At 66.3% G+C, this 24,080-nt stretch carries 24 protein-coding genes; 19 read left to right on the forward strand and 5 right to left on the reverse strand.

The features are described 5' to 3' along the window. Nucleotides 1-13: 13 nt before the first annotated feature. Nucleotides 14-1,687: a sigma-54 interaction domain-containing protein gene (locus D779_RS07190; protein WP_081763389.1), complete on the reverse strand. Its 1,674-nt coding sequence runs from the start codon at nt 1,685-1,687 to the stop codon at nt 14-16. Between the two features lie 463 nt (nt 1,688-2,150). Here D779_RS07190 and D779_RS07195 point away from each other — a divergent pair, with 463 nt between their 5' ends. Then, on the forward strand, nt 2,151-3,212 hold the full coding sequence (locus tag D779_RS07195; protein WP_052347919.1) for a FecCD family ABC transporter permease: 1,062 nt from the start codon (nt 2,151-2,153) through the stop codon (nt 3,210-3,212). A 16-nt stretch (nt 3,213-3,228) separates the two neighbouring features. Then, nucleotides 3,229-4,023 carry an ABC transporter ATP-binding protein gene (locus D779_RS07200; RefSeq protein WP_043751715.1) on the forward strand — a complete coding sequence of 265 codons (795 nt, stop codon included), beginning with the start codon at nt 3,229-3,231 and terminating at the stop codon, nt 4,021-4,023. A gap of 141 nt (nt 4,024-4,164) precedes the next feature. Here D779_RS07200 and D779_RS07205 read toward each other — a convergent pair whose 3' ends face one another. Further along, complete coding sequence (locus D779_RS07205; protein WP_043751718.1) at nt 4,165-5,565, reverse strand: phytoene desaturase family protein; 1,401 nt, start codon at nt 5,563-5,565, stop codon at nt 4,165-4,167. A 210-nt stretch (nt 5,566-5,775) separates the two neighbouring features. Between D779_RS07205 and D779_RS07210 the strand changes: the two genes are divergently transcribed. Further along, nucleotides 5,776-6,663: a CAP domain-containing protein gene (locus tag D779_RS07210; protein WP_052347920.1), complete on the forward strand. Its 888-nt coding sequence runs from the start codon at nt 5,776-5,778 to the stop codon at nt 6,661-6,663. 132 nt (nt 6,664-6,795) lie between these two features. On the opposite strand, the gene D779_RS07215 is transcribed toward D779_RS07210, so the two are convergent. Continuing rightward, nucleotides 6,796-7,275: a sulfotransferase domain-containing protein gene (locus D779_RS07215; RefSeq protein WP_332307746.1), complete on the reverse strand. Its 480-nt coding sequence runs from the start codon at nt 7,273-7,275 to the stop codon at nt 6,796-6,798. A 191-nt stretch (nt 7,276-7,466) separates the two neighbouring features. Here D779_RS07215 and D779_RS07220 point away from each other — a divergent pair, with 191 nt between their 5' ends. From D779_RS07220 to D779_RS07270, 11 genes are all read left to right on the forward strand, one after another. Next, complete coding sequence (locus tag D779_RS07220) at nt 7,467-7,757, forward strand: type II toxin-antitoxin system TacA family antitoxin (RefSeq protein WP_043751724.1); 291 nt, start codon at nt 7,467-7,469, stop codon at nt 7,755-7,757. After that, complete coding sequence (locus D779_RS07225) at nt 7,754-8,266, forward strand: GNAT family N-acetyltransferase (RefSeq protein ID WP_043751726.1); 513 nt, start codon at nt 7,754-7,756, stop codon at nt 8,264-8,266. Before D779_RS07220 ends, D779_RS07225 begins: the two co-directional genes overlap by 4 nt. Before the next feature lie 493 nt (nt 8,267-8,759). Then, on the forward strand, nt 8,760-8,999 hold the full coding sequence (locus tag D779_RS07230) for a FitA-like ribbon-helix-helix domain-containing protein (protein WP_043751729.1): 240 nt from the start codon (nt 8,760-8,762) through the stop codon (nt 8,997-8,999). Then, nucleotides 8,996-9,424, forward strand: coding sequence for a type II toxin-antitoxin system VapC family toxin (locus tag D779_RS07235; protein WP_043751733.1), 429 nt, complete (start codon nt 8,996-8,998; stop codon nt 9,422-9,424). The genes D779_RS07230 and D779_RS07235 overlap by 4 nt, the downstream gene beginning before the upstream one ends. Before the next feature lie 270 nt (nt 9,425-9,694). After that, complete coding sequence (locus tag D779_RS07240) at nt 9,695-9,889, forward strand: Nif11-like leader peptide family natural product precursor (protein WP_043751736.1); 195 nt, start codon at nt 9,695-9,697, stop codon at nt 9,887-9,889. A 5-nt stretch (nt 9,890-9,894) separates the two neighbouring features. Then, complete coding sequence (locus tag D779_RS07245) at nt 9,895-10,242, forward strand: hypothetical protein (protein ID WP_157726340.1); 348 nt, start codon at nt 9,895-9,897, stop codon at nt 10,240-10,242. 232 nt (nt 10,243-10,474) lie between these two features. After that, nucleotides 10,475-12,622 (forward strand): TonB-dependent receptor, encoded by a 2,148-nt coding sequence (locus D779_RS07250; RefSeq protein ID WP_081763383.1) that lies wholly within the window; start codon nt 10,475-10,477, stop codon nt 12,620-12,622. After that, complete coding sequence (locus D779_RS07255; RefSeq protein ID WP_081763384.1) at nt 12,622-13,707, forward strand: ABC transporter substrate-binding protein; 1,086 nt, start codon at nt 12,622-12,624, stop codon at nt 13,705-13,707. The genes D779_RS07250 and D779_RS07255 overlap by 1 nt, the downstream gene beginning before the upstream one ends. Nucleotides 13,708-14,006: 299 nt before the next feature. After that, a complete protein-coding gene (locus tag D779_RS07260; RefSeq protein ID WP_052347922.1) occupies nt 14,007-16,070 on the forward strand; it encodes a TonB-dependent receptor in 2,064 nt (687 codons plus the stop codon). Then, nucleotides 16,070-17,116, forward strand: coding sequence for an ABC transporter substrate-binding protein (locus tag D779_RS07265; protein ID WP_052347923.1), 1,047 nt, complete (start codon nt 16,070-16,072; stop codon nt 17,114-17,116). The genes D779_RS07260 and D779_RS07265 overlap by 1 nt, the downstream gene beginning before the upstream one ends. 62 nt (nt 17,117-17,178) lie before the next feature. Next, entirely contained in the window at nt 17,179-17,856 is a 678-nt protein-coding gene (locus D779_RS07270) for a four helix bundle suffix domain-containing protein (RefSeq protein WP_043751741.1), read from the forward strand. Here D779_RS07270 and phnD read toward each other — a convergent pair. Continuing rightward, nucleotides 17,825-18,673: a phosphate/phosphite/phosphonate ABC transporter substrate-binding protein gene (phnD, locus tag D779_RS07275; RefSeq protein WP_052347924.1), complete on the reverse strand. Its 849-nt coding sequence runs from the start codon at nt 18,671-18,673 to the stop codon at nt 17,825-17,827. The genes D779_RS07270 and phnD overlap by 32 nt on opposite strands. Before the next feature lie 534 nt (nt 18,674-19,207). Between phnD and D779_RS07280 the strand changes: the two genes are divergently transcribed. Further along, nucleotides 19,208-19,438, forward strand: coding sequence for a hypothetical protein (locus D779_RS07280; protein WP_043751743.1), 231 nt, complete (start codon nt 19,208-19,210; stop codon nt 19,436-19,438). Here the strand turns inward: D779_RS07280 and D779_RS23270 are convergent. Continuing rightward, nucleotides 19,380-19,862 (reverse strand): DUF6444 domain-containing protein, encoded by a 483-nt coding sequence (locus D779_RS23270; RefSeq protein WP_408606001.1) that lies wholly within the window; start codon nt 19,860-19,862, stop codon nt 19,380-19,382. The genes D779_RS07280 and D779_RS23270 overlap by 59 nt on opposite strands. A 356-nt stretch (nt 19,863-20,218) precedes the next feature. Between D779_RS23270 and vnfD the strand changes: the two genes are divergently transcribed. The 4 genes from vnfD to D779_RS07300 all read left to right on the forward strand — a co-directional run bounded on the left by vnfD (nt 20,219) and on the right by D779_RS07300 (nt 24,034). Then, the gene (vnfD, locus tag D779_RS07285) at nt 20,219-21,646 is read left to right on the forward strand and encodes a nitrogenase vanadium-iron protein, alpha chain (RefSeq protein ID WP_052347925.1); all 1,428 of its coding nucleotides are present in this window, start codon (nt 20,219-20,221) and stop codon (nt 21,644-21,646) included. Then, the gene (gene vnfG, locus D779_RS07290; protein ID WP_043751746.1) at nt 21,646-21,996 is read left to right on the forward strand and encodes a V-containing nitrogenase subunit delta; all 351 of its coding nucleotides are present in this window, start codon (nt 21,646-21,648) and stop codon (nt 21,994-21,996) included. The genes vnfD and vnfG overlap by 1 nt, the downstream gene beginning before the upstream one ends. A 68-nt stretch (nt 21,997-22,064) precedes the next feature. Beyond that, complete coding sequence (locus D779_RS07295; RefSeq protein ID WP_043751852.1) at nt 22,065-23,477, forward strand: nitrogenase component 1; 1,413 nt, start codon at nt 22,065-22,067, stop codon at nt 23,475-23,477. 89 nt (nt 23,478-23,566) lie between these two features. Further along, complete coding sequence (locus tag D779_RS07300) at nt 23,567-24,034, forward strand: NifB/NifX family molybdenum-iron cluster-binding protein (RefSeq protein ID WP_043751749.1); 468 nt, start codon at nt 23,567-23,569, stop codon at nt 24,032-24,034. Nucleotides 24,035-24,080: the final 46 nt, after the last annotated feature.

A 24,080-nucleotide genomic window follows, 5' to 3' on the forward strand; every position in this document is an offset into this window, starting at 1 on the left:
TCGGGATGGGGTTTCAGCGGAAGACCTTGCGGTCCAGATCGTACTTGGCCATGCGCAGACCGAGCACGCGCCGGGTCAGTCCGAGCTGCCTGGCGGCCTCGGTGGTATTGCCGTGGGCCGCCTTGAGGGCATCCACGATCATCTCGTACTCGACCGCGTTGAGCTTGGCGTCCAGCGAGCCGACGTCCGAGTTCTCGGCCACCACGGGCGTCTGCAGCGAGGGCGGCAGGTTGTAGGCGTGGATGACGCCGTCCTCGGCCAGGATGATGGCGCGCTCGATGACGTTCTCCAGCTCGCGCACGTTGCCCGGCCAGTCGTAGCAGAGCAGCATATTGATCGCTGGGGTCGAGATGCGCGTGACCTCGACCCCCATCTCCCTGGAGAACTTGGTCACGAAGTGGTCCGCCAGGGCGATGATGTCGTTGCCCCGGTCGCGCAGCGGCGGAATGGTGATGGGAAAAACGTTCAGCCGGTAGTAGAGATCCTCGCGGAAGGTCCCCTGCTCGACCATCGCGGCCAGGTCGCGATTAGTGGCGGCCAGGATGCGGATGTCGACATGGATCGAGGTGTTGCCGCCCACCCGCTCGAAGGTGCGCTCCTGCAGCACGCGCAGCAGCTTGGCCTGCATGGCGAGCGAGAGTTCGCCCACCTCGTCGATGAAGAGGGTGCCGCCGTCGGCCTCCTCGAAACGTCCCTTGCGCTGCGCGGCGGCGCCGGTAAATGAGCCTTTCTCGTGGCCGAAGAGCTCGCTCTCGATCACGGTCTCCGGCAGGGCGGCGCAGTTGAACTTGATGAAGGGGCCGGCCGCGTTGGGGCTGTGGTAGTGGATGGCGCTCGCCACCAGCTCCTTGCCCACGCCGCTCTCGCCCAGGATGAGCACCGTGGTCTTGGAGCGGGTGACCTTCTTGATCAGGTTGTAGGCCTCCTGCATCGGCTTGGAGCTGCCGATGATGTTGGAGGGCTTGAACTTCTCCTTCAGCTGACCGCGCAGGCGGCGGTTCTCCGCCTCGAGCGCGACGGTCTGGAGGTTCTCGATCAGATAGAGCTCGACCGCCTGGGCCAGGGTGGCCGCCAGAATGGTGAGGATACGCGCGTCCAGATCCAGCAGCCGGCGGTTCCCGTAGACGCGCTCGGCGCTGATGGCCCCCATGATCTTGCGGCCGCGACGAATGGGGACGCAGAGGAACGACAGCCGCGTCTCGGCGATGTCTCCCCGGCTCTCCGTGCGGTTGAGGAATTTCGGCTCGTCGCTGATGCGCGGCACCACCATGGGCTGCCCGGTCTCGACCACCCGCCCGGTGATGCCCTCCCCGAGCAGATAGACCCCGCGCGCATGCTCCTCCTCGCTCAGACCGAAGCTCTCGTGGATGAAGATCTTGCCCGAGTCCTGGTCGTGCAGCGTCACCGCCCCGCGGATGAGCTTCATGTGCCGCTTCATCAGCTGAAGCAGGATGCGCAGCGTGGTCGGAAGATCGCCGGCCTCGGTCACCGCGCGGCTCATGTCGTGGAGCAGGGGCAGCAGCTCCGTGCGGCACTCGCCGAAATCGCACTCGCACAACTGAGGCGTCGTCATCGCAAGAGGCTCGGCATTCGAGAGGGCATCGGCCGAACGCCTCGCCCCGGCCCCCGTGGAGATGCGAAGTGCCTCGTGATCCCCTGCAGCGATCGGTGGGTTGTGAATCGTCATACCAGAATCGTCAACTCGCGTGAAGAGACCGCCGAGCCGGATCCCCAGCGTTCCATGGAAGGGTTCGGCGGCAAGGAGGGGCGGGCGCCAGTCGCAACCCATGCGCATGGATCGGGTGTCCGTCCGTCGCTGTATATGATTGCATATAACGGTGGGGAAGTGGGACATCGGCCGATGTCCGAAGCTGGGCTCCATCCGTACCCCCGCGAACACCGCGAACATCGCGCGGTACGGATGCGAACGCATCGGCGCTCGGCACCGAGCCACCTGGTTCACGCCCTCCGAACCCCTGGGAACACACCGCCCCTTTCGTACCGGAGTGTTCGCCTTTTCGGCCGATGCAGGTCGCGGGCCGAACGCTGGCAAACCCCTTGCTCTGAGGACATGGATAAGAACGCTCGGCCTCGCCGATGCCGCTGGCAGCTCCGCCGCGCGTCCGCCTGATCCATTTGGAGACACCGACATGCTCACCCGCCTGCTCGTCTTGCGCTGCGTCCCCGCGCCGCTCCGGACCTGGACGCTCTCCGCGCGCCTGGCGGGACTCGCGCTGCTGGTCCTGCTGCTCGCGCTCGGCTCGCTCGCCATCGGGCGCTACCCCGTCCCGCTCGCGAGCCTGCTCGGCATCCTGACCTCCCACCTCATTCCGCTCGCACCCCACTGGACGCCCGAGGCCGAGACCGTGGTGACCCAGATCCGGCTGCCGCGCATCCTCGCCGCCATCCTGGTCGGCGCCGCGCTCGCGGTCTCGGGCAGCGCCTACCAGGGACTGTTCCGCAACCCCATGGTCTCGCCCGGCATCCTCGGCGTCTCGGCGGGCGCGAGCCTGGGCGCCGCCCTCGCCATTCTGCTGGGACTCGGCATGCTCGGCATCCAGGCGCTGGCCTTCGGCTTCGGACTGCTCGCGGTCGCCATGACCTGGGCGATCGGCGCGAGTCTCGGCAAGCGCGGCGATCCGGTGCTGGTCACGGTGCTGGCCGGCATCATCATCGGCACCCTCTTCACCGCCTTCGTCTCGCTGGTGAAATTCGTCGCCGATCCCTACAACACCCTGCCGACCATCACCTTCTGGCTGATGGGCAGCCTCGCCTCGGTCGACATGCCGGACCTGGCGCTCGCCGCCCTGCCCATCCTCGGCGGCATGGCGCTGCTCAACGCCCTGGGCTGGACGCTCAACGTGCTCTGCTTCGGCGACGAGGAGGCGCGGGCGCTGGGGCTGGAGACCGGACGGCTGCGCCTGCTGGTCATCCTCGCCGCCACCCTGGTGACGGCCGCGGCGGTCGCCATCAGCGGCATCATCGGACTGGTGGGCCTCATCGTCCCGCATCTGGCGCGCATGCTGGTGGGGCCGGACCACAAACGGCTGATCCCGGTCTCGGCGCTCATGGGCGGCGGTTTCCTGCTGCTGGTCGACGACCTGGCGCGCTCACTGTTCGAGGTCGAGATCCCGCTCGGCATCGTCACCTCCGTCATCGGCGCGCCCTTCTTCCTGCTGCTGCTCAAGCGCAGCCAGCGCGGCTGGTCCTGAGATGGGGAATCCAGACATGCTCGAGATCCGAGACCTGAGCTGCGGCTACGGCCGGCGCACCGTGCTGAGCGGTATCTCCTTCAGCCTGGCGGCGGGCGAGCTGCTCTGTCTGCTGGGCCCGAACGGGGTCGGCAAGACCACCCTCTTCAAGACCCTGCTCGGCCTGCTGCCGGCGCACGGCGGCGAGGTCCGCCTGGACGGACAGCCGATCGGCCGCTGGTCGCGCCGGCGCTTCGCCCGCCGGGTCGGCTACGTCCCACAGGCCCACACCCCGCCCTTCCCCTTCAAGGTCCGGCAGGTCGTCGCCATGGGCCGCACGGCACATCTGGCCGCCTTCGCCGCCCCCGGCCGCGCCGATCTGGACATCGCCGAGGCCGCCCTGGAGACCTTGGGCATCGCCGCCCTGGCCGAGGCCACCTACACCGAGATCAGCGGCGGCGAGCGCCAGCTCGTGCTCATCGCCCGGGCGCTGGCCCAGCAGCCGCGGCTCCTCGTCATGGACGAGCCGACGGCCAATCTCGACTATGGCAACCAGCTGCGGGTGATGGCGCACGTACGGCGCATCGTCGGCACGCAGGGGCTTGGCGTCATCCTCACCACCCACGATCCCAACCAGGCCCTGCTGCACGCCACCCGCGCACTGGTCCTGGAGCGCGACCGACGCTACGGGCTCGGCACGCCCGCCGAGGTCGTCGACGACGGGTATCTGCGCCGCACCTACGGCGTCGAGACCGAGATCATCGACCTCGCCCGTCCGTGCGGAACGCCGCGCCGCATCTGCGTTCCCGCCGAGATCGGTGTTCGGCCATGACGCCTATCCAGGATCCCCGCGATTCGAGCCGATCACGCAGGCGTCGAGCCCCCGAAAATTGGGTATCCGCTTTTTGAATATCTCGGGGCGTTTCTCGGCCCAATCGTTGAGCGTTTCAAAACGTGGAGCCATCCTTGGCCCTCAACGGGATCGCTTCAATAGGTCCACAGCAAACTTTCCCGAGCGGATCACGAGCGGCACCCCATTCCCCGGCTGAACGGTCGCACCGGCGTAGTAGAGGTTCCGCAGCCGCTTGTCCGCGTTGTATTCCCTGAACCCCACGAAGGGATTGTGCAGACCGGAGAGCCCGAAGACGGAGCCGCCGGTATTGTTGAAGCAAGACTCGAAGTCGTCGGGCGCGAGGATCTTCTTCGCGGCCGGACGGATCGTCTCGCCCGTCATCCGCTCGATCTGCCTCAGTGCGTTCTCGAACACCTGTTCCTTGTCGGCCCAGTCATGCTCCTGCGTGCTGGGCAGCACCCCGACGATGAAGAGACTCTCGCATCCCTCGGGGGCACATTCGCCGTCGGTCTTCGAGGCCGTGCACAGATAGAGCGGATACTCGCGAGGAACGCCGCCCGCGTCGATCAGGCGGTGCGCCGCCGGATAGTCCCTGGGGATGAGGAAGGTGTGGTGCGTGAAGGGCAGCCTTCGGTCCACGGCGACGGCGGCGGCGAAATAGGCATGAGCCGCCTTCTTGCGGGACGCCCTTCCGAGAAGGGACTGGATGTGGTTGAAGTCGGCCGTGGCGATGAATGCATCGGCCGCATACCCATCGCCGACGCTCACCACGCGATCGCCCTCGGTCTCGATGCGTTCGACCTCGGTCTGGAAGGCGAACTCCACCCCCATCTCCAGGGCCCCTCTGTACATCCTGTCGGCGATGGCGTAGATGCCGCCCTTGGGATAGTGGATCCCGTCCTGAAGCATGAGGAAGGGGACGAAGGCGGCGATCGCGGGCGATTGGCGTATCGGATGCTCGGTATAGGACGGATAGGTCGACAGCAGGGCGCGCAGGACCTCGTTGCCGAAATGCCTGGCCGCGTATTCCGAGGCGCTCAGACGCGGATCGATGAGGGCGGCGATCCTCAGAAGACGTGGATTCATGATTCCGAGCAGCCCCTTGACGGGCCGCTTGAACAATGACGCCCGCACGTCCGCGATGACCCGCTCCATCTTCCGGGCGATCCTGGAGAAGGTCGCGGCATCCTCCGGGGCCAGGCGTCTCACCATCTCCAGCGCCGCGCCAGGACCCGCGTCCATGGTCCAGCATCGATCCTCGAGCCAGACCGAGAACATCGGCGAGACCGCCTCGAATTCCAGCGGCTCCTGACCCGCGAGGCGCAGCACCTCGTCGATGATCCATGTCTCGATGATCATGGACGGGCCCATGTCGAAGGTGAAACCCGCGTGTCTCCATTGCCACAGCTTCCCGCCGGGCGATGGATTCTTCTCGACGACCTGGACCTCGTATCCCTCGGCCCGGGCATGGATTGCGGCGCTGAGGCCGGCCAGGCCGGCACCGATGACGATGACTTTCATCCAGTCTCCCCAAGAGGTTTGACGCCCGAACGAAAAAGGGCTTCCAGCCGCCGGTTTATGGAAAACAGCGGATCGGCCATTGAAAAAGTCCCGCCGAGACTCAGCCTTCGGGTAAGAGCGCCAGCCGCTCCTTGCGTACCCTGAAACAGCCGGTTTGTAGGTTGGGCCGAGGTACGAGGCCCAACAAGACGTCTGAAGACGGAGGCACAGATGATCGAGACACGCAGAACCAGATCGAGCCGAGCCGGCATATCGCCGAACGGCGAACGCGACGCCGACGGCATGGAGGTCTCGCCCAACCCGGCCTCCCGATTCCTCTGGCGGCATACCGCCCTGCTCGGCCTCTGCTCATTGTTGATCGGCGGCATCATCGGCCTCGCCCCGTCTCTCGCGCAAGAAGGCGGCGGCACGGTGCCGAACAGCCCTACCGGTCTGGACGATGCGCAGCTTTCCACGGCGGCCGACGAGATCGTCGCGCGTACCAACGCGTTCAGACGCGCCAATGACCTGGATCCGCTGCACAGGAACGAGACGCTCGCACGCACGTCCCAGTCGTTCGCCGACTTCATGGCCCGCACCGACCGCTATGGCCATCACGCCGACGGCAGCAGCCCGGCGGCCCGAGCCAAGCGCCATGGCTACGACTACTGCGTCATCGCCGAGAACATCGCCTATGCCTACTCCTCGGCCGGGCTCAGCCGCCCCCAGGTCGTCGACACCTCCATGAAGGGCTGGCGCGAATCCCCTGGGCATCGAGAGAACATGCTCGATCCGGACGTGACCCAGATCGGCGTCGCCGCGGCCCGGAGCGACTCGAGCGAACGCATCTATCTGGTGCAGATGTTCGGACGCCCGAATTCCCAGCGCATCGGCTTCCAGATCGAGAACCTCTCGTCCACCAAGGTCGAATACAGCCTCGGAGACCAGCGCTATCCCTTGCGGCCCGGCCATACCCGGTTGCACAGACGCTGTCGCGATGAGCCATTGCGCATCCACTGGCCCGACCGCGCGGAGGACCGAACCCTCGATCCCGTCGACGACGGGCAATATCGCATCGAAAGCGCCGCATCCGGCGATCTGCAGCTCCTGACCCAATGAGACGATCGGGCACGCCCAAAGGTTCGCACCGAAGAGTCCCGCCCGATCGGGTCGCGCAACGCCGAGGATGCGCCGGAGGACCTTGAACGGAAGTGGCGATCGAAACGCCGACGGTCGGTCGTCCCCGGCCCCTCAGGCACGTGGCTCGCCGTCCCCGGGCAGCTCCAGATAGTCGAGACACTCCGGCGGCAGCGCGTGACGGCACCGGCGCAGGATCCTGGCCTCCTGCTCCGGGGTGAGATGGGTCTTGTGGTCGCCGGTCTCCCCCTTGCGGATGAAGCCTCCGGGACGGAACATCGGGCGACCGTCGGCATCGCGACCGGCGAAACGCTCGCTGTTGGCCTTCATCCAGCCAAACGAGGCGTAATGCGCGGCCCGCTCCAGGACGTCGCGCGTCGAGGACCAGCCGAGGAAGCCGGAGATCCGCGCAATGGAACCCGGGAGATCGGCCTTGAGATCTTCGTAGCGCAGCATCAGGACGTTGTCCCGATCGCGATGCGGCCACCGGACCACGTCAGTGCGTCGGCCGGGAGACTTCCCCGAGCACTTCGCCGCCGAGTTCCAGTCCAGGCGAGCGGATGTCGAGATCGCCGATCGAGACGACGCCGACACAGCGCTCGCATGGACGCCCCAATGACCCGATCGACATGACCGAGCAAAAATGCCAGCAGAGAATGGATACTGATTTCAAAGGCATCGATGTCAGATCGACGCGGGGATTCGGACACAGAGGCTGGATGCCGCGCGCGTTGTCATGACAATGTCTGGCAGATATCATGGCGTCTCCTCAACCGGAGACGCCCATGCCGAATCCTCAAGCCCGAAGCACGAAGCTCGATCTGCGGATCACGCCCGAGGCGAAGGCGCGGCTCGCTGCCGCGGCCAGGGAGCGCCATCAGTCGGTGAGCCAGTTCGTGTTGAGCAGCGCACTGGAGCGTGCCGACGAGACGCTGGCCGATCGGCAGCATTTTGGACTCGACGCCGAGCGCTGGAACGCCTTCATGGCCGCGCTCGAGATGCCGCCCCGCGCCCTACCGCGCCTCGAGCGTCTCTTGCGCGAGCCGACGCCCTTCGATCCGCCCGACCCGGCATGACGGCCGGTTTCCGGATCGAGAAGCTGCGGCGCGACCATCCGCTCGACGGGTTCTCGAGCAGCCACGAGGCACCCGATCGCTTCCTTCTACGCCATGCATTCACCTATCAGCAGGCCAAAGCCTCGCAGACCTATCTCGGTCTGCACGACGACGAGGTGATCGGCTTCTACACCCTGGTGGTGGGTGAGGTGTCATATGAGGATGCCCCGGAGCGACTCACCAAGGGGCTCGCCCGCCACCCCGCTCCCATCATGCTGCTCGCCCGGCTCGCAGTCGCCGCCACCTGGCAGCATCGTGGAATCGGCGCAGGACTGCTCAAAGACGCGATGCGCCGCACGCTCCAGGCCGCCGAGATCGGCGGTATCCGCGCCTTCGCCGTCCATGCCAAAGACGACGAGGCCAGACGTTTCTACGCTCACTTTGGCTTTGCGCCCTCGCCGACCGATCCGCTTCATCTGCTCCTCCTCATCAAAGACCTGCGTCCGCAACTCCCGATGTCGGACCTCTGATTGCGTCCGTGCTCGCGAGGAGCAGAATGCCGTAGGCATGAAGATCTTCGCACGGTCACAGACCGCGTCCGCGGAGCTGTTTCGCCGCCACTGGCTGGCAACATTGACCTGAGACCGCAGAGATGACCGATCCCGAGACGAGCCGTTCGGTCCAACTCGCTTGCTGACCCTGAGGCAGGAATACGCGGAAAGGAGTCAGTCGAGAGTCTGGGATGAGCGGCAAGTCACGACCCTTTGCTGTCGCTGAGCCGACGGCCCCGAGCGACAGCTGAGAATTCGACAACGGACATGGCTCTAGGCGTAGCCGTGAAGGGCGCGAGGAATGGAGGAGGGACGGGATGTTGGGACGGTACGCGGGGCCGAGATACCAGCGCAAGTTGCCGCAAGGTGAAGCAGGATGGCAGCTTGTGGCCGGGTAGAGCTCTCTTGTCCACGAGTGATATCGTTTGCGCTATAGTGCAATCACTCTTGCTCAACCCGGGTACCGAAGACCATGGCATCCTTCACTGTTCGTAACCTGCCCGAAGAAACGCATCGCGCCTTGCGGGCGCGGGCGGCAGCCCATGGCCGCAGCACCGAGGCGGAAATCCGAGCCATCCTCGAACGTGCCGTCAGACCAGATGAGCGGGTCAAGCTCGGTTCTCTGCTGGCTGAAATCGGCCGCGAAGTGGGTGGCGCGGACCTGGAAATCGAACGCGACAGGACGAGGGGCGAGCCGGTGGATCTGGGATGATCCTGATCGATACCAACGTGGTTTCCGAGCCCTTGAAGGCATCAGGCAACCCGGATGTGCGGGCCTGGTTCGATGCACAGGCCATTGAGACGCTTTACCTCTCCACGATCAGCCTCGCGGAACTGCGCTTTGGCATCGCGGTGCTGCCCGATGGGAAGCGCCGGGAGCTGCTCCAGTCCAGTCTCGAAACGCGTGTCCTGCCCCTGTTCACTGGCCGTATCCTGGCCTTCGATGAGCCTGCATCCCAGTCCTATGCGCAACTGCGTGCCCGGGCGCGGGCCGCCGGCATAGCCATCGCGCCAGCCGACGGCTACATCGCGGCGATCGCCGCTAGCCATGGATTCGCGGTGGCGACGCGCGACATCCAACCGTTCGAAGCGGCGGGTGTTGTCGTCATCAACCCCTGGACTTGGCAGGCTCATTGATCCAGCGGTTCGCACCTGCCCGCGGAGCGCAACTCCAGCGTCCGCTGTGCACTTGTGACCTGCCGCTGAAGCAACGCGGCTGGACGGCAGCAAATGGCCGAGTCTTTCCGCTCAGCCGCCGTGGGCGAGTTTCCGCTGATGGGACGAAGCCACTACTGCGGGATTCGGCCCGAATTCCACCCCGCAAGCTCTCACCCATCCGGTACGCATATTGCTGCGCCATGGTCCCAACCCGGGCGTTAACCGCCCCTTTCGGACCAGGAGCCTCCTATGACCGTCGCCTCTGCCAAGGCCTATATCCAACGGATGCGCGAGGACGAGACCTTTCGCCGGACCGTCAACGACTGCGAGGACGAGGCCGCCAATTGGGCGTTTCTGCGCCACAACGGCTACGAGTTCAGCCTGCAGGAGTTCAAGGCGGCACAGGCCGAGATCTACGACGAATACGGCATCACGCCGCTCTGATGCCCATGGCCGCACCCACCGCCAATCAGTTCTTCCATCTGCTGCTCGGCGACATCGCCATGGCGGCGGCGATCTCGACCTACGATCCCGGCTACAGCGTCGCCCAACGGCCCGGGAACTATGCCCCCGGCAGGCTGCGCGACGACTGGCTGGCCCAGGCCGGCGACGGCGCTTTGCGCCAGCGCGTGGTCGGACTCGCGAACGCCGGCATGGGCGCGCTGCAGCGCATGGAGCAGGAGACGCTCACCGCCACCGCGGCCCGCTATGGCATCCCCATCGACGCGGCGGTCGCTCAGGAGGTCGCCGAGCACTTCGAGCGTCGCCGCAACGCCGTGCTCCGCTACAGACGCTGAGGCCCGTTCGCGGCGGAGCATCCTCCGTACCCATGGGTACGGACAGGCGTCGTCCAGGTACCCACGCGTACGCCCGGTTCGCGGGGAGCCGGAAGGATCCTCGACCCATGGGTACGAAACGGCCTCGGCGTACCCGGACGTGCTCATTCACGACGGTATCCCCATTGGTACATGGCTTGCCATGGCTCCTCGCGAAAGGTGTCCCGCAGGGCACCTCACGAGGAGAGTATCCATGCAGTCGTTTCGTCCCTCCCATACCGCCCAGGCCGTGGCCCTGGCACTCTTGAGCCTGACCGGCTCCGCGACGCGATCGGCGCTCGGCGCATCGAGCACGCCCACGCTTCCGGAGGTGCTGGTCATCTCCCAGACGGATCTGGACGAAGGCTCGGCCGAGACCGGCTACCGCACCGTCACGGCCACCGCAGGTCCCCTCGGGCGCATCCCGCTCCAGGACACGCCCTATTCGATCAACGTGACCCCGAGCGCGCTGTTCGAGAACCGCGCCGCCCACACGGTCTCGGACGCGCTCAAGACCAATCCGACCGTGGCCACCCTGATGGAGCCGACCGGCTACTCGACCCTGTCGCGGGTGATGATCCGCGGCTTCACGGCGGCGGATCAGAGCGACATGCGCGACGGTCTGGTCGATCGCAGCTTCACCTATGTGCCGCTCGAGAACGTGGAGCGCATCGAGGTGCTCAACGGTCTCTCGGGTTTCCTCTACGGCTTCTCCTCGCTGGGCGGATCGCTGAACTACGTCGGCAAGCAGCCGACCGAGGAGCTCATGGCCAGCGCGGCGGTCGGCCGATACGGCAGCGGGATCAATTACCTGCATGCCGACGCAGGGGGACCGATCGATGCCGAGGGACGCTGGGGATTCCGGGTGAACGCCTATGGCGAGACCGGCGGCGGCTATATCGAGGGCAACGAGCAGGAGCGCACCCTGGCGTCCGCCGTCCTCTCCTACGCCCTGACGCCGGACACCCTCGTGCGCGCCGACGTCTGGCACCAGGAGCTCTCGATGCAGGGCATCCAGACCTACATCGGCCTGGCGAAAGGGGTCCCGGTGCCGGATGCCTCCGACTTCGACCCCGAGACCCAGTACGGGCAGGACTGGACCTACAACAAGTCCGGCAAGACGCTGGCGGGGCTCTCGGTCGAGTCGGCCCTCACCGATGCGCTCAAGCTGCGCACCGCCTACCGCTACGGCGAGATGTGGCGCGAGTATCAGTTCGTCGGCGCCACGCTCACCGACACCCGGGGCAACTACAGCGAGAAGCTGACCAAGAGCCCGCGCCAGGTCGAGCGCACCCATGCCTACTACGCCCTGATGGACGCCGAGTTCGCGACCGGCGCCATCGATCACAGCCTCACCTTCGGCTTCACCGGGACCAGCTACGTCTACACCCGGGGCAACGACATCAGCCTGACCCTCGGCGACTCCAACATCGACGCCAGGGTCGAGTATGCCGACCCGGAGCTCGTCGCCGGTCCGACCAACGTCTGGTACGCCCAGGACTTCCGCAACTGGGTGATCGGCGACCGCATCGAATTCAGCGACGCCTGGTCGGCCCTGATCGGCGTCACCCGCGCCGGCATCCGGCTGCACCGCTGGGGCGAGGGCTCGGCGCTCTCGCGCTCGGACTACGCGCAGCATCAGGTGACGCCGAGCTATGCGCTCATGTTCAAGCCGATCCCGAGCGTCACCACCTACGCCTCCTATATCGAGGGGGTCACCAATGGCGGCTCGGCCCCCAGCGGCGCCGCCAACGCCTACGAGATCCTGGATCCCAGCGTCGCCGAGCAGTACGAGCTCGGCGCCAAGGCCAGCCTCGGCGGCATGGAGCTGACCGCCGCGCTCTTCCGCATCGATCAGGTCAACGCCTATCTCGATCCGTCCGACAACGTCTACAAGCAGGACGGCCGCGAGGTCCACGAGGGCATCGAGCTGACCGCCACCGGCAAGCTCACCGACCGTCTGACCCTGGTCGGCGGATTCACCCTCATGAACGCCGAGGTCACCAAGGCGGAGAACGACCCCTCGATCGAGGGCAAGACCCCGGTCAACGTTCCGGAGCGCCAGGCCCGGCTCTATCTCGAATACGGCCTGCCCCAGGTCGCCGGACTCACCCTGACCGGCGGGCTCAACTACTCGGGCGAGCGCCCCGTCGACGCGGCCAATACGGACGCGCTCGACGGCGCCACCACCGTCGATCTCGGGCTGCGCTACGAGACCCGCGCCGGCGGTCGCGGCCTCGCCCTCAATCTCAACGTCAGCAATGTCTTCGACACGGACTACTGGAGCTATTACCGTTCCGGCGACGGACTGCTGCTGGGCGCGCCGCGCCTGGTCGCGCTCACCGCCAAGGTCTATCTCTGATGCGCCGATCCGGCATCGCCCTGCTGCTCGCGGGCCTGCTCGCGGGCTGCGGCCCCGAGACGCCGCCGCCAGCCGCCGGTCCGACGCGGCTGGTGGTGGACATGGCGGGCCAAACGGTCGCGGTTCCGCAACGCGTCGAGCGCATCGGCTGTCTCGAGGTGCTCTGCTACGAGAAGCTCTTCCTGCTCGGGGCGGCGGACCGAATCGCCATGATGACCCGCACCGACGCCCCCTGGATGCGCCGGACCAATCCGGCGCTCGGGCGCATCCAGCAGCTCGCCTCGGATCCCGTGATCGAGGAGCTGCTGCGCCGGCGTCTGGACGTGGTCTTCCACACCACCGGCTATCCGGAGGCCGGCAAGATCGCCAGACTGGCCGTCATGGGCATCCCGACCCTGGTCTCCCAGACCATGGGACGCGACCACCCCGAGGACATCGACGCCTTCGTCGCCTCGCGCGACCGCATGCTGAGGCTGTTCGCCACGGTGCTGGGTCCGGACTACGCGGCCCGCGCCGAGGACTGGTGCGACTACCACCACCGCATGGTCGAGATGGTGCGCGCGCGCACCGAGCGGATCCCGCCCGCCGAGCGGGTGCGACTCTTCCACGTCCGCGGACCCGCGGCGACCGACACCCAGGGGCTGGGTTCCAACACCTACTGGTACGGCGAGATCGCCGGCGCCGACATGATCGTCAGGCACAGCCCGCTGATCGGCAAGGGCACGCTCTCGCTCGAGGAGATCCTCAAATGGGATCCCCAGGTCGTCAACGTCGGTCGCTTCTACTCGGCCGACCTGGTGACCCGTGACCCGCGCTGGGTCCGGGTGACGGCGGTGCGCGAGGGACGCGTGCGCGAGCTGCCCGAGGGCGTCTTCTACTGGGACGGCTCGACCGAGGGCGTGCTGCTCATGCTCTATCTCGCCAAGGAGCTCTATCCGGAGCGTTTCGCCGATCTCGACCTGCGCGCCGAGATCCGCGGCTACTACGCCCGGTTCTACCGTTACGCCCTGAGCGACACCGAGCTGGATTTGATGCTCCAGGGCAAGGGACCGGACGGACGGCGTCGAAACCGCATGCGGAACTGAGGATGGCGACCGCCGGAGTACGGCCGGCGGCGGCGCACCCCAGCGGGGGCCGGTTCCGGTCAACCGGGCATTGCATGGGACCCGGCACGCGCGTACCGGCCCGAGCACGACGGCCCTCCCCCGTTCCCCGACGAACGCGTCAAACCTCTCCAATCCCATCGATCGGCCCCCATGCCGGCCATCCAGGTACCTTTCTGGCATTGCGTTCCTCGCCGTACGCCGGTCGGCACTGGCATGGGGCTTGCCATTCAACCAAAGGGCCAGTGTGGCCCGAAGGTCCATTTGGCAGAGGAATCGAGATGATACGGAAGAACCCTGCAGTATTCCTGCTGGCAGCCGCGCACCTGCTGCCCTGCCGGCCGGTCTGGGCGGCGGCCGGGGAGCCGACGCTCCCGATCGTCCTGGTCGAGGACGGGGGCGACGGAGCGGCGGCGGCCGAGCCCGCCTACAGCCGGCTCGCGCTCCCGGAGAGCGTCGAGGCGGTGCAGACGCTCACCCGCGAGGACATCGAGAAGATCCGCCCGCGCGACGTCTACGACCTGATCGAGAACGCCCCGGGCATGAGCATCATGCGCCAGGGGGCGCGGGTCCATAACTTCGCCTTCAGCCGCGGGGACGACGTCGGCATCATTCTCGACGGGGTCTATCTGACCCAGACCGAGGCCCGGCGGGTGCTCGGCGATCTGCAGCCGGAGCTGATCGAGTCGATCCGCTTCGTGCGCGACTCGACCGTGCTGACCATCGCGCCGCTGACCGGCTTCGGCTCGGCCTCGGCCGGGGCGCCCAATCAGGGCTTCATCCTCATAAGCACCCGCCGCTCCGTCCCCGACGGAAGGCACGCGGAGCTGCGTGGCAGCTACGCCACCTACGACACCTGGAAGGTCAGCGGCTTCGCCTCCCAGTCCTGGCTGGACGGACGCGCCCGGATCGGCGCCGGCTACCAGCACACCGCCTCCGAGGGCAAGTCGGACTGGCACAACGGCTACAACGGCAACAGCTTTCTGGTCAACGGCGGCTACCGGGACCAGCGCTTCGAGGCCGCCGCCTCGCTCTACGTCAACCGCGCCTCGCGCGACATCCAGCGGGCCATGGGCACCTACACCGGCAGGACCGGCTACCCCGTCAGCGGCCCGACCCCGAACGGCGTTCTGGACAAGAACGTCTGGGAGTACGATCCCATGGATACCGAGGTCTTCTCGGCCAGCCTGGCCCATCACTGGAACGCGGCCCACACCACCGCCCTCCTCTATGGCTGGACCGAGGCCGAGGGGACCCGCTATCCCTACACCACGCTCTCGGACCGCTCGAGGGTGGCGGGCACCGAGGCCCGGGACTGGGCGCAGGAATGGAACCTCTCGCACACCATCGAATGGGGCGCCAACACCCTCAAGGTCGGCGCCCAGAGCCTGAACTGGTACCAGCTCACGGAGGGTCAGGAGACGGCCCGGCGCGAGAAGCTCTACGGCTACTATGTCACCGACGAATACCGCATCGCCCCGGACTGGACGCTCGATCTGGCGCTGCGGACCGACCGCAAGAAGATCGTCAAGGGCGGAGAGAAGTATCTCTCCAGCGGCAGGGAGGTCCGGCTCGACGACGGCGACTGGAGCGACGATGCCTTCGCGGTGTCGGTGGGCGCGGCCTGGCAGATCGATGCCGTCTTTCGGGTCTCGGCGCGGTACTCCTACAACCGCACCCCGACCCCGGACGTGCTGACCACGATCGACGACGCCTCGCTGGCGGACGAGGTCCGCAGCCGCTACGAGCTGGGCCTGGAGGCCGACGTCAGCCGCGCCTTCAAGGCGACCCTGACCCCCTTCTACTACGACATCCAGGACGCCAAGGTCTCCGCCGGAACCCTGACCGAGGACGCCAACGGCGATCCCATCATCGATCCGAGCACCGGCGAGGAGACCAGCATCACCCTCTACGACGCGGCCAACCGCATCCGCAAGGGCCTGGAGCTGAGTCTCTCGGGCCGGCTCGCCAACGACGCACTCGGCTACGAGCTCGGCTGGACCACCTTCACCGACAATGCCGAAGACGGCGAGCACGGCACCGAATTTCCGGACAACAAGTACAGCGCCCGGCTCAACTGGCGCCAAGGCCCCTGGGACAGCACCCTGAGTCTGCTGAAGGTCGATCCCTATCTGAGCTACGGCTACACCGTGGGCGACTTCACCACGGTCAACCTGAGCGTGGCACGCCGCTTCGACCGGGGCATCACCCTCACAGTCTACGGCCAGAACCTCACCGACGAGCAGTACGGGACCAACAACAAGGGCTATCCGGCCAGGGCCAACTGGGGCGTGCTGCGCGACGTGGGCGCGACCTATGGCGTCGAAGTGGCGGTGGTGTTCTGATGATGAGAAGCCATCCCATCCTCGAGATCGCAACCCTGGCCATGGCCTGTCTCTTCGCCGGCTCCGCCCTCGCCGAGCGCCAGATCACCGACATGGCCGGCCGCCAGGTGACCCTTCCGGATGCGGTCCACAAGGTCTACGCCGTGGGCCACACCATCCCCCTCGTCGGCGCCATGGCCCCCGACCTGCTGGCCAATACCTATCGCCTGCCGGAGGCCGCGCGGCCGCTGCTGGCGCCGGTATTCTTCGAGGGCAAGAGCACGCCCAACGCCGGCATCCGCTTCTCCGACGAGGAGGTGGTCCGCATGGCGCCGGATCTGATCCTGATGGAGGCGGTGCCGGGTGCCCCGGAACGCGCCGATCGGCTGCAGAAACGGATCGGCGCGCCGCTGATCCTGGTCGAGCAGGACATGCTCCGCTACAAGGAGACCTTCTCCTTTCTCGGCGAGGTGCTGCGGCGCCCCGAGCAGGCCCGGGCGATGACCGACTTCGTCGCGCGCTATCTGGATCCCATCCGCGAGGTGGCCCGGACCATCCCGCCGGACCGGCGGGTGCGGGTCTACTACGCCGAGGGGCCGGACGGGCTCTCCACCAACCCGGCCGGCTCCAGCCATACGCAGCTGCTGGACTTCGTCGGCGCGGCCAATGTGGCGCGGGTGACCAATGCGCCGGACGAGGGCATGAGCGCCGTGTCCCTGGAGCAGATCTATCTGTGGCAGCCGGACATGATCCTGGTCTGGACGCCGGCCGCGGACCGGCTCACCACCTGGCGGACCATCGTCGAGGACCCGCTCTGGCAGCGGATCGCGGCCGTCCGCAACGGCAAGGTGGTCCAGATCCCCTGGCTGCCCTTCAGCTGGATGGACCGCCCGCCCGGCACCAACCGCATCCTCGGCGCCTTCTGGCTGGCGGAGCTGCTCTATCCGGACCGGTTCGACATCGATCTGGTGGCGGTGACCCGGGAGTATTTCGCCACCTTCTATCACCGGGAGATCTCGGAGGAGGACGTGAAGGCCCTGCTGGCGCTGGCGCACCCGGCGTCCTGAACCGATCCGGCATGGGCTCTGGTCTATGCTCCTTCCACGGACCCATGTCAAGGAGACGCCCCATGCCGGACCGAGAACCGCTCATCCCGAAGCACGGCGGCTACCGCAGACTCAAGGGGTTCCAGGTGGCGCAACTGGTCCATGACGTGACGCGGCGGTTCTGCGACCGCTACATCGACCGGCGCAGCCGTACCCACGACCAGATGGTCCAGGCGGCGCGCTCCGGGGTGCAGAACATCGCCGAGGGATCGCTGGCGTCGGCGACCTCCAAGAAGATGGAGATCAAGCTGACCCAGGTGGCGCGTGCGAGTCTGGAGGAGCTGCGGCTGGACTATGAGGACTTTCTGCGGCAAGGGGGGCTGGAGCGGTTGGAGCCTGAGGATCCGGTGATGGTGCGGTTCAAGGGGCGGCGGTGTCGGACGTTGGAGGATGTGCAGGGGTGGGTGGTGGAGGAGCGGGAATTCTTCAAGGACGAACAGGGACGGGCACGGACTGGCACAGACTCACGGACGAGCACGGACGGCTGCGCGCCTGCCATGTCCGTGTCCGTCCGTGCGCGTCCCTGTCAGTCCCTGTCCTCCGCCTGCCTGGCCGCCAACGCCGCCCTGTCCCTGATCAACCTGGCCACCTATCTCCTGGACCGCCAGGTGGCGCGTCTGGCGCGGGACTTCGAGACCCAGGGCGGCTTCACCGAGCGGCTCTACCGGGTCAGGAGCTCACGCCGCCGAGGCGGCGGCTAGACGCCCCCTCCTGTGTCGCCGGTCCTGCCGGCCGGATGCGCGCTTGGAGGATGCGCTCCATCCAGTTCCGCATCCGGTCCACGTCGGCATCCACCGCGGGGATGAAGGCATCGGCCCGATAGGCGCGCAGGGCGGCGGGGTCGCGCAGGTCTAGGAAGATCTCGCGCAGGGTCTCGCGCAGTCCCTCGGGCAGCCCCTCGCGGAAGGTCCACATATATTCCGGGATGGGCTGGGATTCGGCGAGCACCCGCACCCGCTCGCCGTCCACGCGGCCCTCGGCGAGCAGACGCCGGAAGATGGGCAGCGACAACCCGCCGGCCGCCACCTGGCGCTCGGAGACGGCCGCCGCGACCGCGTCGTGCGCGCCCAGCGAGCGGCGGACATAGTCGCGGTCCTGCGTCAGTCCGGCCTCGAGCAGCATCAGTCTCGGCACCCAGGTGCCCGAGGTGGAAACCAGATCGCCCATGGCGATCTCGCCGCCCCGCAGCTGATCGAGGGATTCGACCGGGCTGTCCGCCGGCACGATGATGGCCGCCTGAAAGGTCGGGCCGATGCGACCACCATGGGTCGGCCGTGCGAAGGGCTCCAGATCCGCGTCGCGGCTCTGGAGGATGTAGGTTACGGGACCCAGGTAGGCCAGATCCAGCTCGCCTCGGCGCAGGGCCTCGCCCGTGGCGACGTAGTTGTGGCCGACGACCAGCTCGACCGGCCGGCCAAGCCCGCGCTCGAGACAGAGCCGCAGCGGCTCGTTGAGACCTTCGACGACGGCGCGGGACTCGCCCGGCAGGAGTCCGCATTTGATGGGCTTGACGGTCATGAGCGCTCCGATGGCTGAGGCGGCATTCAAAACATCCTATAAACGACGACTTGGGCCGAGTCCAACGCAAAGTACGTTCCATGCCGAGCTGGACGGTCCAGGCGCGGTCCGGCGTGGAGATGGACCGGCTCGGGCGCGCCGGGATGTACGATCGGCCTCCGGTCCCGCCCCGCCGCGAACGCTCCCGATGACGGCGCCTGCCCGCGCTGTGGTCGCTTGGGAACGAATCCCCCCCTTCGTTCCCAGGGGAACGCCGATGAAGCCCCTTTCATCGCTGGCACACAATTCACGGGAATGTCTTTGCACAAAGCAGTCATCCCTGGAGCCCTCATGCGCACGCCCCTGTCCCGCCGAGCCACTGCAGCCCAGGGGAGCCCCGAGGAGAGCTACCGGAGCAAGTCCCAGGAATACGTGCTCGCCATGCGCTGACTGGAGGATGAGCTGTGGCCCGTCCTGAGCCGGGATCCGGCCGCCCCGCTGCCAAGAGACCGGCTCCTGCTCGTCCCCGGCAACCACGACGTCGACCGGGGTGCCGTGGATTTCATGGGCGAGGCCGCACAGGATCGGCTCCGGAGCGGCAAGAACCAGCCGCAGATCGCCAAGGTGCTTGCCGACGACCGCCAGCGCAACCTATTGCTCGACCGCCACGCCGCCTACCTGAGTCGCCGTCTCCAGCACGATGGCGAACTTCTCGCCACTGCTGCGTTCACCCGATCCGCCGCTGGGACGTTACTGGGCGCCTTGGCGCGCCTTCAGAGCGCGTGAGCGCCAGCTGTAAAGGGTGTCCTTGGGAATCTGCGTCTCGCGGGCCAGATCGCGCACCGGCACGCTCTGCGGCGGCGGCATCTTGGCAATCAGCTCGGGATCCTCGACCAGCGTGCGCGTGGCACCCGGATGATCCTTCTGACCACCGGCTTTCTTGCCGCTGCGCTGGCAGCGCGATTTGGGTGCGGGCTTCTTGAACGGCGGATCCGACGAGGGAGGGCGGCTTGCTGGAGTTGTGACTGTCCTTGGCCAAGCGGGCTTCCAACTCCTGGATCCGTTCCACCAACCGGGCGATGACCTGCGCCTGATCGGCATTCTCCGCCCGCACAGGAAAACTCCCACTTCGCCGGTCGCGAGGCTTCGGCCTCGTGGCCGGCGCCATGTGGCTCCGTTTCGGTTCTCCATGATTCCAGTGAAGCCCCATGCGTCATGTGAAGGAGCGTTTCGTCTCCATCGCCTGGGTGTACCGAATGGATCGATCGCAATCGAATCGTTCGGGGACGAACGTGGTTCGTTCGCGTCATTGCCGTCGAATCGCGTCTGGACTCGGGATGCGGCCGGCAGAGCCACAATCGAATTACGCCGTTCAATCGCCGAGAGGATCTAAGGTATTGAAATAAATAGCCTCCTCGAATGCAAGTCGAGCAGGGGTCATGGAACAGGCGCCGAGCGCTATCACCTGGCATATATAGTGCTCAATGAAGGTCAGCCTAGATTGCACTAGGTGAGTCTTTCATCCGACTTCGCCATCATACGAAGTCACTGCCCGAGGAACCCGCCATGCCAATGGTCTTGCTTGAATGCGATAAAGACATTCCCGAGCGGCAACGCCATATCTTCCTGAAGACGCCGGAAGACGATGTGCGCGAATGTCTGCCGATCGCCAATGTGCCCACCATCCCCGGATCGCTCTCCGAGCGCGGCTGCGCCTTCTGCGGCGCCAAGCTGGTGATCGGCGGTGTCCTCAAGGACACCATTCAGATGATCCACGGCCCGGTCGGCTGTGCCTACGACACCTGGCACACCAAGCGCTATCCCTCCGACAACGGCCATTTTCCGCTGAAGTACGTCTGGTCCACCGATATGAAGGAGCAGCATATCGTCTTCGGCGGCGAGAAGCGTCTGGAACAGAGCATCCACGAGGCCTTCGATGAGATGCCCGACGTCAAGCGCATGATCGTCTATACGACCTGCCCGACCGCGCTCATCGGCGACGACGTCAAGGCCGTGGTCAAGAAGGTGATGAAGGAGCGCCCGGACGTCGACATCTTCACCGTCGAATGCCCCGGATTTTCCGGCGTCTCCCAATCCAAGGGACATCACGTCCTCAATATCGGCTGGATCAATGAGAAGGTGGGTACGGCGGAGAAGGAGATCACCAGCGAATACACCATCAACTTCATCGGCGACTACAACATCCAGGGCGATACCTTTCTATTGCAGAAGTATTGGGACCGTCTCGGCATTCAGGTGATCTCACACTTCACCGGAAACGGAACCTATGACGACCTGCGCTGCATGCACCAGGCCAAGCTCAACGTGGTCAATTGCGCGCGCTCGGCCGGCTATATCGCCAACGAATTGAAGAAGCGCCATGGCATTCCGCGTCTCGACATCGACACCTGGGGCTTCAATTACATGGCCGAGGGCATCCGCAAGGTCTGCGCCTTCTTCGGCATCGAGGAGCGGGGCGAGGAGCTGATCGCGGACGAATACGCCAAATGGAAGCCCCAGCTCGACTGGTACAAGGAGCGCCTGCTCGGCAAGAAGATGGCGATCTGGACCGGCGGCCCGCGTCTCTGGCACTGGACCAAGTCGGTCGAGGACGACATGGGCATCGAGGTCGTGGCCATGTCTTCCAAGTTCGGTCACGAGGAGGACTTCGAGAAGGTGGTCGCCCGCGGGCGCGAGGGGACCTACTACATCGACGACGCCAACGAGCTGGAGTTCTTCGAAATCATCGATCTGGTCAAGCCGGACGTCATCTTCACCGGCCCGCGCGTGGGCGAGCTCGTGAAGAAGCTGCACATCCCCTACATCAACGGCCACGCCTACCACAACGGCCCCTACATGGGCTTCGAGGGCTTCGTCAACATGGCGCGCGACATCTACAACGCCACCCACAACCCGCTCGCCTATCTGGCCGGGCAGGACATCCGCGATCCGACCCCGCTGGTCATGCCAGAGCGGCTGCGGGAGGTGGCCTGATGAATAACGTGCTGGACGATCAACTCGACGAGCTCTACGGCTACATCGAAGAGCGCTGTCTGTGGCAGTTCTTCTCCCGCTCCTGGGACCGTCAGGAGAACATCGACGGGGTCCTGGACCAGGCCGCGCGCCTGCTGAACGGCAAGGGTCCGGCGCGCGAGACGCCGATGGACAACCTCTTCTATGCCGACGCCAAGATCCTGGTGGCCGATTTGCGCGAGCGCTTCCCCTGGCTGGAGGACGCGGGCGAGGAGGAGATCCGGCAGCTGTGCGACGGGCTCAAGGGCCGGCTGGTCGACGTCGTCATCACCCGCTCGAAGAACCGCGAGCTCAACCATCACCTCTATTGACCACCCTTCGATCGACGCCATGCCCGCCGCTCGGGTGCGCGCGGGGGCGTCGGGAGCTACTCATGTCCATGTGTGAAATCGCGACCGCCAAGGTCCCGGAAATCAAGGTCGCCCCCAAGGAACGGGGCGGCATCATCAACCCCATGTACGACTGCCAGCCCACGGGCGGCCAGTACGCCGGCATCGGCATCAAGGACAGCATCCCGCTGGTCCACGGCGGACAGGGCTGCAGCATGTTCGTGCGCCTGCTGTTCGCCCAGCACTTCAAGGAGAACTTCGACATCGCCTCCACCTCGCTGCACGAGGACTCGGCGGTGTTCGGCGGACACAAGCGCATCGAGGAAGGCGTGATGGTGCTGGCCAAGCGCTATCCCGACCTGCGCGTCATCCCCATCATCACCACCTGCTCGACCGAGGTCATCGGCGACGACGTCGAGGGCACCATCAAGAAATGCTATCAGGCCCTCGCCGACGAACTGCCGGGCCGCGAATTGCACCTGATCCCGATCCATGCGCCGAGCTTCAAGGGCAGCCACGTCACCGGCTACGACGAGGCCATGAAGGCGATCGTCAAGACCATGGCCAAAAAGGGCGAGCCCACCGGCAAGCTCAACGTCTTCACCGGCTGGATCAATCCCGGCGATCTCAAGGAGCTCAAGCACTACTTCGCCGAGATGGGCGTGGCGGCCAACTTCCTCATGGACATCGAGGACTTCGACTCGCCCATGCTGCCCAACAAGGCGATCGAGACCCATGGCCGCACCACGGTCGAGGATCTGCAGAACACGGCCAACGCCGCCGCCTCGCTGGCGCTCGGCCGATACGAGGGTGCCAGCGCGGCCGAGCTCCTGAAGAAGGAGCACGAAGTACCGTCCCACGTGATGAACGCACCCTACGGCATCGGCAACACCGACGCCATGCTGCGCAGGCTGAGCGAGATCACCGGCAAGGAGATCCCCGAGTCGCTGGTGCGCGAGCGCGGCATCGCCCTCGACGCCCTGGCCGACCTGGCGCATATGTTCTTCGCCAACAAGAAGGTGGCCATCTACGGCCATCCCGACTTGGTGCTGGGGCTCGCCCAGTTCTGCATGGAGGTGGAGCTGGAGCCTGCGCTGCTGCTGCTCGGCGACGACAAGGGCGGCAGGTACAAGAAGGATCCCCGGATCGCCGAGCTCAAGAAGCACGTCCACTGGGACATGGAGATCATCCACAACGCCGATCTCTGGGAGCTGGAGAAGCGGGTGAAGGAAGGGGTCGAGTACGACCTCATCCTGGGGCACTCGAAGGGGCGCTACATCGCCATCGACGCCGGCATTCCCATGGTTCGGGTCGGCTTCCCGACCTTCGATCGGGCCGGACTCTACCGCAAGCCGACCATCGGCTACCGCGGCGCCATCGAGCTGGCCGAGAACATCGCCAACACCCTGTTCGCGCACATGGAATATACGCACGACCGGGAGTGGATCCTCAACACCTGGTAAGCGCAGCAGGCGTCGGCCGGCACCATCGCGCGCCGGCCGGCGGCCCGAGGGGTTCAGACGAGATTCTGGGTTCACACGAGGAAACCGACATGACCGAGACCGGACACATCCGCGTCGCCATCGCGACCAACGACCTTCTGCAGGCGAACGCCCATTTCGCCGCCGCCAAGCAGCTCGTCATCTATGACGTGAGCGAGACCAGTCACGCCTTCCTGGACTGCATCCAGTTCAAGCGCCGGGCCGATGGGGCGGCCCGAGGTCCGGGGGGCGGGCGGGGCTGCGCCGCCATGGGCGATCCCAGCGAAGGGGTCGGCAGCGACATCATGCAGGAGCGCATCGCCGCCCTGGAGGGCTGCGCCATGCTCTTCTGCAAGGGGCTGAGCGATCTGCACGCCGTGGACGTCTACAATCGCGACGTCTATCCGGTGAAGATGGAGACCGCCCGGGAGATCCCCGAGGTCATTCAGCACGTCCAGCGCATGATCTCCCGGCCGCCGCTGTGGATGCGCCGCGCGCTGGGGACCGAACCCGCGCCCGAATGTGCGATGGCTTGCTGATTCGCGCAGGCGCCGAAGCAAACAAGGCGCCCTGCTCCCAACGACG

This window comes from Imhoffiella purpurea, from assembly GCF_000585215.1.
Taxonomy (GTDB): Bacteria; Pseudomonadota; Gammaproteobacteria; order Chromatiales; family Chromatiaceae; genus Imhoffiella; species Imhoffiella purpurea.

Excerpts from the sequence above, each read along its gene's own strand:
- vnfD (WP_052347925.1), top strand. The coding sequence starts at position 20,219 with ATGCCAATGGTCTTGCTTGAATGCGATAAAGACATTCCCGAGCGGCAA.
- D779_RS07300 (WP_043751749.1), top strand. The coding sequence starts at position 23,567 with ATGACCGAGACCGGACACATCCGCGTCGCCATCGCGACCAACGACCTT.
- D779_RS07245 (WP_157726340.1), top strand. The coding sequence starts at position 9,895 with ATGGCCGCACCCACCGCCAATCAGTTCTTCCATCTGCTGCTCGGCGAC.
- D779_RS07210 (WP_052347920.1), top strand. The coding sequence starts at position 5,776 with ATGATCGAGACACGCAGAACCAGATCGAGCCGAGCCGGCATATCGCCG.
- D779_RS07195 (WP_052347919.1), top strand. The coding sequence starts at position 2,151 with ATGCTCACCCGCCTGCTCGTCTTGCGCTGCGTCCCCGCGCCGCTCCGG.
- D779_RS07205 (WP_043751718.1), bottom strand. The coding sequence starts at position 5,565 with ATGAAAGTCATCGTCATCGGTGCCGGCCTGGCCGGCCTCAGCGCCGCA.
- D779_RS07260 (WP_052347922.1), top strand. The coding sequence starts at position 14,007 with ATGATACGGAAGAACCCTGCAGTATTCCTGCTGGCAGCCGCGCACCTG.
- D779_RS07235 (WP_043751733.1), top strand. The coding sequence starts at position 8,996 with ATGATCCTGATCGATACCAACGTGGTTTCCGAGCCCTTGAAGGCATCA.
- D779_RS07295 (WP_043751852.1), top strand. The coding sequence starts at position 22,065 with ATGTGTGAAATCGCGACCGCCAAGGTCCCGGAAATCAAGGTCGCCCCC.
- D779_RS07265 (WP_052347923.1), top strand. The coding sequence starts at position 16,070 with ATGATGAGAAGCCATCCCATCCTCGAGATCGCAACCCTGGCCATGGCC.
- D779_RS07220 (WP_043751724.1), top strand. The coding sequence starts at position 7,467 with ATGCCGAATCCTCAAGCCCGAAGCACGAAGCTCGATCTGCGGATCACG.
- D779_RS07200 (WP_043751715.1), top strand. The coding sequence starts at position 3,229 with ATGCTCGAGATCCGAGACCTGAGCTGCGGCTACGGCCGGCGCACCGTG.
- D779_RS07255 (WP_081763384.1), top strand. The coding sequence starts at position 12,622 with ATGCGCCGATCCGGCATCGCCCTGCTGCTCGCGGGCCTGCTCGCGGGC.
- D779_RS07190 (WP_081763389.1), bottom strand. The coding sequence starts at position 1,687 with ATGACGATTCACAACCCACCGATCGCTGCAGGGGATCACGAGGCACTT.
- D779_RS07270 (WP_043751741.1), top strand. The coding sequence starts at position 17,179 with ATGCCGGACCGAGAACCGCTCATCCCGAAGCACGGCGGCTACCGCAGA.
- D779_RS07250 (WP_081763383.1), top strand. The coding sequence starts at position 10,475 with ATGCAGTCGTTTCGTCCCTCCCATACCGCCCAGGCCGTGGCCCTGGCA.
- D779_RS07225 (WP_043751726.1), top strand. The coding sequence starts at position 7,754 with ATGACGGCCGGTTTCCGGATCGAGAAGCTGCGGCGCGACCATCCGCTC.
- D779_RS07240 (WP_043751736.1), top strand. The coding sequence starts at position 9,695 with ATGACCGTCGCCTCTGCCAAGGCCTATATCCAACGGATGCGCGAGGAC.
- vnfG (WP_043751746.1), top strand. The coding sequence starts at position 21,646 with ATGAATAACGTGCTGGACGATCAACTCGACGAGCTCTACGGCTACATC.
- D779_RS23270 (WP_408606001.1), bottom strand. The coding sequence starts at position 19,862 with ATGGGGCTTCACTGGAATCATGGAGAACCGAAACGGAGCCACATGGCG.
- phnD (WP_052347924.1), bottom strand. The coding sequence starts at position 18,673 with ATGACCGTCAAGCCCATCAAATGCGGACTCCTGCCGGGCGAGTCCCGC.
- D779_RS07230 (WP_043751729.1), top strand. The coding sequence starts at position 8,760 with ATGGCATCCTTCACTGTTCGTAACCTGCCCGAAGAAACGCATCGCGCC.